The organism is Flavobacterium sp. (assembly GCF_035456225.1).
GTDB lineage: Bacteria > Bacteroidota > Bacteroidia > Flavobacteriales > Flavobacteriaceae > Flavobacterium.
Genome location: NZ_DATIDM010000098.1, coordinates 1 through 10448 on the forward strand (window position 1 = coordinate 1; position 10448 = coordinate 10448).

Sequence of the window (10448 nt, forward strand, 5' to 3'; positions counted from 1 at the left end):
CGCAATGTACGAGCATAAAATATTTGTTCAGGGCGTTATCTGGAATATCTTCAGTTATGATCAGTTCGGTGTGGAGTACGGAAAGCAATTGGCGAACACCATTTTGGACGAAATCAACACCGGGAACTTTAAAGAACACGACAGTTCAACAGAATTTCTTTTAAAATTCTATTCGGATATAAAAATAGAAAAGCCTCAAATATGAGGCTTTTTTTATATTGTTTCGATTAGTTCTAACGCACGTTTTACCGATTTTACATTTTCAAATGTTAGCAACAGTCGCAATCCGTTTTTGGTTTCTTTCTCTTTCATTTTGCAGAGATTTCCGTTCTGCTGAACAAATTGCAACACTTTCATGAATTTCGCCGACTGGTAGAAATCCGATTGCTGGTCGGAAACAAAATAGCCTACCATTTTTCCTTGTTTCAGTACCAGTTTCTCGATTCCGATATGGGTCGCTTTCCATTTGATACGGATGCTGTTCAATAAGGCAACCGCCTGTTTTGGTAAGGCACCGAAACGGTCAATCAGTTTTTGTTCGTACTGCTGAAGCGCTTCTTCGGTTTTGATGATGCTTAATTCGTTGTATAAATTCAGACGTTCCGAGATGTTGTTGATGTATTCGTCTGGGAATAACAGTTCAAAATCAGTGTCAATCTGAATGTCTTTGACGTATTCCTTGGTTTCTATATCGTTTTCTTCCGGATACAAATCCTTGAATTCGTTTTCCTTCAGTTCCTCAATGGCCTCGTTCATGATTTTCTGATAGGTGTCAAAGCCGATATCATTAATGAAACCGCTCTGTTCTCCTCCCAACAAATCACCTGCACCACGGATTTCCAAATCTTTCATGGCAATGTTGAAACCGCTGCCCAATTCGCTGAACTGTTCCAAAGCCTGGATTCGTTTTCGCGCTTCATCCGTCATAGCCGAATAAGGCGGACAGATGAAATAGCAGAACGCTTTTTTGTTGCTTCGTCCCACACGGCCTCGCATCTGGTGCAAATCGGACAATCCGAAATTATTGGCATTGTTGATGAAAATTGTATTGGCATTCGGTACGTCCAAACCGCTTTCAATGATGGTTGTGGCTACTAAAACATCAAAATCGCCATCCATGAAAGCCAACATTAGTTCTTCCAGTTTTTTACCATCCATCTGGCCATGTCCCACGCCCACTTTTGCTCCGGGCACCAAACGCTGGATCATACCTGCAATTTCCTTTATGTTTTCAATGCGGTTGTTGATGAAATACACCTGACCGCCGCGTTCAATTTCATAAGAAATCGCATCGCGAATCACTTCTTCATTAAAACCGACCACTTGGGTTTCTATCGGATAACGATTGGGTGGCGGTGTGGTTATTACCGATAAATCCCTGGCCGCCATAAGTGAAAACTGTAAGGTTCTTGGAATAGGTGTCGCGGTTAAGGTTAGGGTGTCCACATTATGGGCGATGGTTTTCAGTTTGTCTTTTACGTTTACGCCGAATTTCTGTTCCTCGTCAACAATCAGTAAACCCAAATCTTTGAAAACCACATTCTTGTTGACCAACTGATGGGTTCCGATGAGAATATCGAGTTTTCCTTCTTCAAGATGTTTCAGGGTTTCTGCTTTTTGTTTTGCCGATCGGAAACGGTTGATATAGCCTACGCTTACCGGCATGTCTTTCAGGCGTTCGCGGAAGGTTTTGTAATGCTGAAAAGCTAAAATGGTAGTAGGAACCAAAACGGCAACCTGTTTTCCGTTATCAACGGCCTTAAATGCAGCGCGGATAGCTACTTCGGTTTTTCCGAAACCAACATCGCCACAAACCAAACGATCCATCGGTCGGTCGTTTTCCATGTCGGTTTTTACCTCTTGGGTCGCTTTCATCTGATCGGGCGTATCCTCATATATGAACGATGATTCCAATTCAGCCTGTAAATAACTGTCGGGTGAAAAAGCGAAACCTTTGTCCAAACGACGTTTTGCGTATAGTTGAATAAGGTTGAACGCAATATGTTTTACACGCGCTTTGGTCTTTTGTTTTAAGGTTTTCCAGGCACTTGATCCTAGTTTGTAAATTTTCGGAGGCGCACCGTCTTTCCCGTTGTATTTCGAGATTTTGTGCAGCGAGTGGATGCTTACATACACAATGTCGTTATCCGCATAAACCAATTTGATGGCTTCCTGCGTTTTGCCTTCCACCTGAATTTTCTGCAAGCCACCGAATTTCCCGATTCCATGATCGATGTGGGTCACATAATCACCAACGGAAAGTGTAGTGAGTTCCTTCAGTGTGATGGTTTGCTTTTTCGAATAGCCGTTTTTCAGATTGAACTTGTGATAACGCTCAAAAATCTGATGATCAGTATAGCAGGCAATCTGGTTTTCTTCGTCAATGAATCCCTGAAACAGTGAAAAAACAATGGTATGATATTGTTTTCGAATGTTTTCGTGATTGGCTTCATCAAGGCTTTCAAAAATATCGTGGAAACGTTTCGCCTGTCCGTCATTGGAGCAAAACAAATAGTTTTTGATGCCGTTAAAATGATTGTCGTTCAGGTTGTTCAACAGTAAATCGAATTGTTTGTTGAACGACGGTTGCGGCTGTGTATGAAATTCAAATGTTTTTTCGGTTCGGAAAATGGGTTTGGAGGCCAGTTCCACCAAGGTAAAATCCAATGCCTTTTTTACGAAAGCCTGCTGGTTTAAAAACATCGCTTCGGGAGCCGCATGCTGAATGTCCTTCGAAAGTTTTTCAAAGGCTTCCGTGGCTTTTCCGAATAGTTTATCCAGTTGTGATAACATCAAATCGGTATTCTGAAGGAAAAGCACCGTTTGCGGATTGATGTAGTCCAGGAAACTTTCGCGGTTTTCTTTCAGGAATTTGTTTTCGACATTCGGAATAATGGTTATTTTCTTCTGTTTTTCAATGGAAAGCTGTGTTTCTACATCAAAACTTCGGATGGAATCCACTTCATTGCCAAAAAATTCGATTCGGTATGGGTTGTCATTGGAAAACGAAAAGACATCGATAATTCCCCCACGCATGGAAAATTCGCCCGGTTCGGAAACGAAATCCACACGCTTGAAGTTGTATTCGAACAATACTTCGTTAATAAAATCGATGGAAATCGAATCGCCAACGGCTACTTTGAGCGTGTTTTTGTCCAATTCCTTTCGGGTAACCACTTTTTCGAAAAGCGCATCAGGGTAGGTAACGATAATGGCCGGTTTCTTGCGCGAATTGATACGGTTCAGTACTTCGGCGCGCAACAAAACATTAGCATTGTCGGTTTCTTCAATCTGATACGGACGGCGGTAGGAACCCGGATAGAACAATACGTCCTGATCGTTGATAAGACTTTCAAGATCATTAAGATAATAGGCCGCTTCTTCCTTGTCCTGAAAAATCAGTAAGTAAGGGAGGTCGGTTTTTTGAAAAAGAGCTTCAATCACAAAGGAAAGCGACGACCCGATTAATCCTTTCATCTGGATTTTCGATTCTCTTTTTCGCAATTGTTCAGCGATCTGGTTAATTTTCGCCGATTTGTGATAGCTATTTTGAATGTCGGTTTTCAAGGGGAATGAATTAACGGTTTAAAGGCGTTCTCTTATGGTCTTCTGGTGTGGATGTTTTTTCGGCTTCTTTGTCTTTGAGTTCCTGAACTTCACGACGGGCATGACGCGTGGTATCCAATGCCTGAAGCATGATCAATTCGCCTTCTTCTTTCGGAATTTCGCTTTTTATGATGATTTCATTCATCTGGTTTTGGATGGAAATCACTTCTTCAGAAATCTCCTTTATCAGCGGTATTACTTTTTTTGTAGGGATGTACTCCAGGCTGATGTAGGTTTCCAACGATTTTAGTTTGGTGTTCAGTGTGGAAATCCTGCTTTTCACGGCCGGTTTACTAAATATTCCAGGGATGTTCTGGCTGAGCATATTGCCTTTAACCGTTAAGGTTTTTGATTTTAAACGGAAGGCATTTAAGGTGCTTTTCGGTTTTTGTTGTAACTCCTGATTGAAGAAACGCCATTCCTGCCATCTGTTGATGTGGGATTGTACTTTCGGACTTACCGGCGGAATCGGGAATTTCCAGTTCTGATTAAGAACAGCAAATACCGAATCATTATGTTTTGCCGCTTTATCACTGTCGGCAATTCGTTCCTGTTTGTTTTCGCAGGAAAAAATCAACAGGGATAATAAAAGCAATAGCGACGACTTGATTTTCATAATAAAAGTTTAGAAAGCAAATTTACAAATGTTATTGGAAACTCCTTTTTTTGAGGGAAATATGTTAACTAAAATCCGATTTTTTGTGAATTGAAAATTTTCGGATTGAATTTGAATTTTAAGTTTTAGCAAAAGAGTATCTTTGTAAGCAATAAATTAATAACAGATGAGCACGAAAATTTTAATCATTGGCGCTTGCGGACAAATCGGTACCGAACTGACTGCAAAGTTGAGAGCAACCTACGGAACAGACAATGTAGTAGCTTCGGACATCCGAAAAATGGATAACGATGTGGTGAATAACGGAATTTTTGAAGTGGTTAATGCCCTTGATTATAATCAGATTGAGCATCTTGTTGAAAAATACCAGATTACTGATGTGTATCTGATGGCCGCCTTGCTTTCGGCTACCGCAGAAAAGAATCCCGCTTTTGCCTGGGATTTGAACATGAACTCTTTGTTCCATGTGCTTAATCTGGCGAAAGACGGAAAAATCCAAAAGATTTTCTGGCCATCGAGTATAGCGGTTTTCGGACCTACAACACCAAGAAACAATACCCCTCAATATACCGTTATGGAGCCGTCAACGGTTTATGGTATCTCAAAGCAGTCGGGAGAGCGTTGGTGCGAATATTACAATAAAAAATATGGTGTAGATGTTAGAAGTATCCGTTATCCGGGGCTTATTTCATGGACGACACTTCCTGGCGGCGGAACTACGGATTATGCCGTGGATATTTACTACAAAGCTTTGGAAGACAAGAAATTTACCTGTTTCCTTTCAGAAAATACAGGCTTGCCGATGATGTATATGGACGATGCAATTAAAGCGACCATCAGCATCATGCAGGCGCCGGCTGAGAAAATCAAAATCCGTTCTTCTTATAATTTATCAGCGGTGAGTTTTACCCCGAAAGAAATTGCGGAATCAATTAAAAAACACATTCCTGAATTCACCATCGATTATGCTCCGGATTTCCGTCAGGCAATTGCCGACAGCTGGCCGGCGAGTATTGACGACTCTTCTGCGAGACAGGATTGGGGCTGGCAGCACGATTTCGATATGGAACGCATGACCACAACTATGTTAGAGAATCTGGCAAGGAAATTATAATTGAAAAACGCTACTCATTGGGTAGCGTTTTTTGTTTTCTTTAATCTGGGTTTAGTCTGAACATTTCCATTATACACCCAAACCCCAATTTCGTAAAACCGCTGTTGTGTGTTGTTTTAATATGTGCTTCTGGTGTAATAATGTTCGGTAAACCTGTTCCATCCATTTTTATTTTTACTTTCCACTGCCCAATTAAAACCGTCTTCTCTTGGCCAATAAATCATCCGCGCAAGTCCTGCCGGCATTTGTGCAACAAAACAGATCGCTTCTGGATGAATGTCTGATCCATCCGCTAATATGCCCTCGGAATTTTTCCCATCAGAAGTAAACGACCAAAACGTAATTTGATTGTTTTTTAAACCGAATATCGCGGTTTCCACATAAGTTTTATTTGAAAATTCCCAAATCGCATCCAATTGGACATATGCTCCGTCTAATGTTTTTTTGAATTTTCGCGTGCATTTGTATTTTCCCATCGGAGAATCATCTTCGGCAATCCAGATTCCGATCAAAGGCTCCAGAAAGCCTAATTTTCCACGTCCTTTCTTCCAAGAATTTTTTGTCATTTTGTTATAAGGGTTTCAGTTTCAAAAGTATATACAACAATATGGTAAAAAGCAAAGTTGTTATTATTATTTCTAAATTTAAAAGTTTCAGATAAAATCCATAAAATTAATTATTTAATCACAAAAAACGCTACTCTTTCGGGTAGCGTTTTTTATTTGGTTTAGGATTGATCTTACTTGCTGCTTTTTATTTGTTGCAGCTGTGCGTCTTCCTTCGGCGCAATGATTTTGATAACGTCTTTCACATCGTCATTCGGAACGGTCATTGAAAGTACGTAGTGCTTTACTTTCCACACTTTTCCTTCTTTTACCATAACCCCCGAACCGCGGCAGATTTTCATCCAGGTGTCCAATAATTCATCGAACCACGCTATTTTTCCGGATGGGTCCAAATAGATGTGGCGCTCAACTGGTTTAAAGTCCCACGCACGGCCTTTGTCGAAATACGGTTTGGCAAAATCAATAAATTGTTTTTTGTTCCAGTTTTCGGTTGCATCGGTACCAATGAAGATGGATTCGTCTGACATCGCACCGAAATACTTGTCGAAATTTCCTTCCGCAGCATCTTTATGCCAATTGTCCAAAACGGTGGCAATGGCTTTTTTTTCAGTTTCCGATTTTTGTGCTGTGGAATCAAAGGAAATCAGCACGATTGCTGATAACAAAAAGAATAATTTTCTCATGATTGGTTGTTTGTTTAAACCTGCAATTTAGAAAAAGTTTTCAGATCCCTTCTCCGGATGACGTTCGTATCGCGGAGTTTCACATTTTTTCTTTTTTTGATGAGAAATTTATGATGTTTTGATTACCACAGTCTTTATGTTCACAAATTCTTTGATGCCTTCTTCGGAAAGTTCCCTTCCATAACCCGATTTTTTGACTCCGCCGAAAGGTAAACGGGCATCGGATTTAACCATTTCGTTGATAAAGACCGCGCCTTCGTGAAATTCGCTAATGTGATTTCGGATGGAAGCAATATCTTGGGTAAAAATGGAAACACCCAAACCGAATTCCGACTGATTGCTGATTGCTATGGCATCGGCTAAAGTTTCAAAGGAAATGAAAGCGGCTACAGGACCAAACGTTTCTTCTTTGAATACCGCCATTTCGGTTGTAATGTCCGTCAGGATGGTCGGTTCGTAAAAAGCGTCTTTCCGGTTTCCGCCCACTACTATTTTTGCTCCCATGGCAACGGATCGGTTGACCTGTTTTTCCAATTCTTCGGCTAGATCTACACGTGCCATTGATCCGATTTGTGTTTCGGGATCCATCGGGTCGCCTGTTTTGAGTTGGCTTACGGCCTGTTTGTATTTTTCGGTAAAGGCATCGAAAATGTCCTGTTGGATCAGGAAGCGTTTGGCGGCGATACAGCTTTGTCCGGTGTTCTGCATGCGTGCGTTAACGGCTATGGCTACGGCATTGTCCAGATCGGCGTCTTTGCAAACTATGAAAGCGTTGCTGCCTCCGAGCTCCAAAAGTGATTTTTTCAGATGTTTTCCTGCCATTGCGGCTACAGCACTTCCGGCGGCTTCACTTCCGGTGAGGGAAACGGCTTTGATTTCAGGATGGGCGATGACCTCGGCGACCTTATCACTGGGAATATGCAGGTTCTGGTAAACACCGATGGGCAAACCACTTTCGGTAAATAAAGCTTCAATGCTTTCGGCTGATTGTGGGACGTTACTCGCGTGTTTGACAAGAACGACATTCCCGGCAATTATGGACGGAATTGCAAATCGAAACACCTGCCAGAACGGAAAATTCCAGGGCATGACGCCCAATAATACGCCTAAAGGTTCGTAGGTTATGAAATTCTCATGACCTTCTGTTTTTATGTATTTGGGTTGCAGTAAATCGGCGGCGTTTTTACAATAGTAGTCGCAAAGCACACCGCATTTGTCTACCTCGGCAAGGGATTGTGATATCGGCTTACCCATTTCCTGCGTTATGAGGGTAGCGTAATGCTCGCGATGGTTGTGCAGTGTGTTTTTCAGGTTTTGAATATGACTGATACGCTCTTCTATCGAAGTTCTTTTCCAGTAATGGAAGGCTTCTTCGGCGGTGTTTATTTTTGTTTGCATGACTGTACCGTTGTGAGTAGTAAAGTTACGGTTTTTGTGTGAAAAAGGATTGGGTTTTTGGATGCTCGGGGTTTAGTCGTGTTGTACTCGAGTTATAGTCGGCTTTAAGTCGGCTTTAATACGGCTTTAAGTCGGAGTAGTAGCGTTTGTCGAGGATAAAATCTCAAGGGAAATTGTGTCTGGGTATAAACAGATAAAGTGTCCGGAATTTAAAACTGCTTTTATTGCTGCGTTAGATTCCGGACACAAAAGTTGGGAGCATTTAATTAATCACATTGTGTGTAATAATCGGATGCTTCTTTTGAATGTTATTTTTTTGTCATGGTCTGCAATTCACCGTAAGTTGGGATTTGTTGCATGATTTGTGCGCGCACCAATGTCAGTAAGTACACTTCAGCCTGATAGAATTGGAAGGCTGTTGTAGCATTGGTGGCTTTTTTGATTTTCTTGTAGTAGGTCTCCAGTTTTTTTTCCTGTTCCATACGGTTTGTAAAATACTGGTTTGCCAGCGAATCTGCCCGTTCCGGAGTCATTTTGCTATATGACAGTGCGGTTTTTTCGTATAATTTCATTCTTTGGGTTGCCGTCTTTTTGTTTTCGCTCTGGTATTCGTCGTAAATTTTCTAGAAGACATCGGCATCTTTTCCGGTAACGTGCACGAGTTTGGCAATAGCTTCTTTTTTCTGAACCCCGAGAAGGTTAATCATAGCTTCCATTTCGGCATCGGATGTCTGGCAGAATGAGGCTGCAGTGCCGGCGAAGAATACCATCAGTAGTAATGCAATTTTTTTCATAGGATCACTTGTTTTTTAATGGTTACATATAATCATACTAATTTTGGTATTAATGGCAGGCTATTTCAGATCTGCCGGAAAAACCAACTTAAAGATAATGACTAGTTGTGCCGTCTTATAAACGAAACGTTGAATTTTAGATATAAGGTAAGATAATGACGTCAAAAACTATTATGGTGTGTCAGCAATGGTATTGTTGTATGTAGAGTTAATCGGTTTTTAGCAATACGAACGGAAGATTTATTTGAGTGCAGTAGAATATTTTGAGATAATTGGTTCAATAAGCTTGACTATTCCGAGTTTACGGAATTGATAATGTTGTAGTAAAACTTTATGGGATGTATGTTGAGGTTTTATTTTTTCTTTATGTCAAACATGGAAAGCAGGAGTCCGCCCATAACCGTTCCGTACAAAGTACTGTTTACCGAACTTGAGGTAATGGCGCATGAACCCTGGCATCCAAAATATAAGTAATAGAAATAGCCTCCCACAGCGCCTAAAACACCGCCGGTCACCCAAAGCAGAATCGTTTTTTTATTCATCAGTTTTTTTTGAATTGGTGTTTATTCCCAAAGCACTGTATAGCGGACAAAAACTTATAAAACTGGTGACCAAAAAAACAACCCCGATTCCCAATGCTACAAAAGCCAGTGTTCCTGTGATAACTTCCGTGGCAACCAATACTGATAAAATGATAGAGATGCCGATTCGGATGAATTTGTCTCGTTTTCCCATGTTTGCTTTCATGATATTACTGTTTTTGGTTTGTAATCGGTTGGTTTTCTTTTCCTTGATTTTCCTGTGGAAATACCGTTTGGTTAGCTGTAATTCCTGATGATGCTGATCAGGTCGTTTTTCGAAACCAATCCCGATTGTCTCCAGACCTGTTTGCCGTTTTTGAAGAGCAGCATGGTGGGTACGCTTCGAACCTGAAACTGTACAGCGACAGCCTGATTTTTATCGATGTCTATTTTGATTACGGACACACCTTCACCTAATTCGTCTTTGACCTGTTTCAGAATGGGTGAAAGTGTTTGGCATGGACCACACCAAGTGGCGAAGAAATCCACCAGTACGGGTTGGTCTTTATTGATTATTTCTGAAAAACTGCTCATTTCGGTTTACTTTTTATTTCGTTTTTGGGGCACGGCACACCCATTTGGTCCGCATCCGAAATTAAAGATGGCCTGGAAAAGAAAAAAGGCTGCAAAGGCCATGAAAAACCATTCGTGTGTGCGGATGGCCTCATATCCTAAACATACGGCAAGGGCAAGTCGGAAATAGCGAAGGAAATGCCAGTTCTGAAAAAATCTGTTCATTGCTTGTTTTTGAATTTTACGTAAAGTTACGAAATAGTAGTTTAATGAGTTTATGGATAAAGGGAAGAGTATGAGTTAGTTTTTAATCACCTTAAAAGTGGCGGTTTCGTCATCGCATTGAAGCTGTATGAAGTATATTCCCTTGGCTTCTTCTTCGAGCCTTATTTCACATTCTTGTATTCCCTTAAAGTCCCATTTTCGAATTATTTTTCCGGTCAGGTCTGTTGTTTGGATTTCTGTTTTTTGATAAGCAGCCGGAAGAATTATCCTGAAAATTCCGGAACTGGGATTAGGATACAATTTTACAGTATTGGCCAGGGCGGAATTAACACTTAAAACGGTCTGGCAAGCA

General features: G+C 41.0%; 13 protein-coding genes and 1 pseudogene. 2 read left to right on the top strand and 12 right to left on the bottom strand.

All coding sequences use genetic code 11. The features are described 5' to 3' along the window. Nucleotides 1-205: pseudogene (locus tag VLB74_RS05705) on the top strand (hypothetical protein); the annotation flags it as partial. Nucleotides 206-213: 8 nt separating this feature from the next. On the opposite strand, the gene mfd reads toward VLB74_RS05705, so the two are convergent. Together mfd and VLB74_RS05715 are read right to left on the bottom strand one after the other, a co-directional pair. Next, nucleotides 214-3477 carry a transcription-repair coupling factor gene (gene mfd, locus VLB74_RS05710; protein ID WP_325202493.1) on the bottom strand — a complete coding sequence of 1088 codons (3264 nt, stop codon included), beginning with the start codon at nt 3475-3477 and terminating at the stop codon, nt 214-216. 100 nt (nt 3478-3577) lie between these two features. After that, on the bottom strand, nt 3578-4222 hold the full coding sequence (locus VLB74_RS05715; RefSeq protein WP_325202494.1) for a hypothetical protein: 645 nt from the start codon (nt 4220-4222) through the stop codon (nt 3578-3580). Between the two features lie 166 nt (nt 4223-4388). Between VLB74_RS05715 and VLB74_RS05720 the strand changes: the two genes are divergently transcribed. Further along, nucleotides 4389-5336 (top strand): L-threonine 3-dehydrogenase, encoded by a 948-nt coding sequence (locus VLB74_RS05720; protein WP_325202495.1) that lies wholly within the window; start codon nt 4389-4391, stop codon nt 5334-5336. A 116-nt stretch (nt 5337-5452) separates the two neighbouring features. Here VLB74_RS05720 and VLB74_RS05725 read toward each other — a convergent pair whose 3' ends face one another. The 10 genes from VLB74_RS05725 to VLB74_RS05770 all read right to left on the bottom strand — a co-directional run. Continuing rightward, nucleotides 5453-5902: a hypothetical protein gene (locus VLB74_RS05725; protein WP_325202496.1), complete on the bottom strand. Its 450-nt coding sequence runs from the start codon at nt 5900-5902 to the stop codon at nt 5453-5455. A 173-nt stretch (nt 5903-6075) separates the two neighbouring features. Beyond that, nucleotides 6076-6585: a nuclear transport factor 2 family protein gene (locus VLB74_RS05730; RefSeq protein WP_325202497.1), complete on the bottom strand. Its 510-nt coding sequence runs from the start codon at nt 6583-6585 to the stop codon at nt 6076-6078. 108 nt (nt 6586-6693) lie between these two features. Continuing rightward, complete coding sequence (locus VLB74_RS05735) at nt 6694-7983, bottom strand: NAD-dependent succinate-semialdehyde dehydrogenase (RefSeq protein ID WP_325202498.1); 1290 nt, start codon at nt 7981-7983, stop codon at nt 6694-6696. Between the two features lie 308 nt (nt 7984-8291). After that, nucleotides 8292-8555: a hypothetical protein gene (locus VLB74_RS05740; RefSeq protein ID WP_325202499.1), complete on the bottom strand. Its 264-nt coding sequence runs from the start codon at nt 8553-8555 to the stop codon at nt 8292-8294. Nucleotides 8556-8606: 51 nt separating this feature from the next. Beyond that, complete coding sequence (locus VLB74_RS05745; protein ID WP_325202500.1) at nt 8607-8777, bottom strand: hypothetical protein; 171 nt, start codon at nt 8775-8777, stop codon at nt 8607-8609. 353 nt (nt 8778-9130) lie between these two features. After that, nucleotides 9131-9319, bottom strand: a complete 189-nt coding sequence (locus VLB74_RS05750) for a hypothetical protein (RefSeq protein WP_325202501.1) — start codon at nt 9317-9319, stop codon at nt 9131-9133. Next, on the bottom strand, nt 9312-9524 hold the full coding sequence (locus VLB74_RS05755; RefSeq protein ID WP_325202502.1) for a YgaP family membrane protein: 213 nt from the start codon (nt 9522-9524) through the stop codon (nt 9312-9314). The genes VLB74_RS05750 and VLB74_RS05755 overlap by 8 nt, the downstream gene beginning before the upstream one ends. 71 nt (nt 9525-9595) lie before the next feature. Next, a complete protein-coding gene (gene trxA / locus VLB74_RS05760) occupies nt 9596-9892 on the bottom strand; it encodes a thioredoxin (RefSeq protein ID WP_325202503.1) in 297 nt (98 codons plus the stop codon). A gap of 6 nt (nt 9893-9898) precedes the next feature. Then, a complete protein-coding gene (locus VLB74_RS05765) occupies nt 9899-10096 on the bottom strand; it encodes a hypothetical protein (RefSeq protein WP_325202504.1) in 198 nt (65 codons plus the stop codon). A 75-nt stretch (nt 10097-10171) separates the two neighbouring features. Beyond that, nucleotides 10172-10448, bottom strand: a 277-nt coding sequence (locus tag VLB74_RS05770; protein ID WP_325202505.1) for a T9SS type A sorting domain-containing protein, incomplete at its 5' end; no start/stop codon positions are given.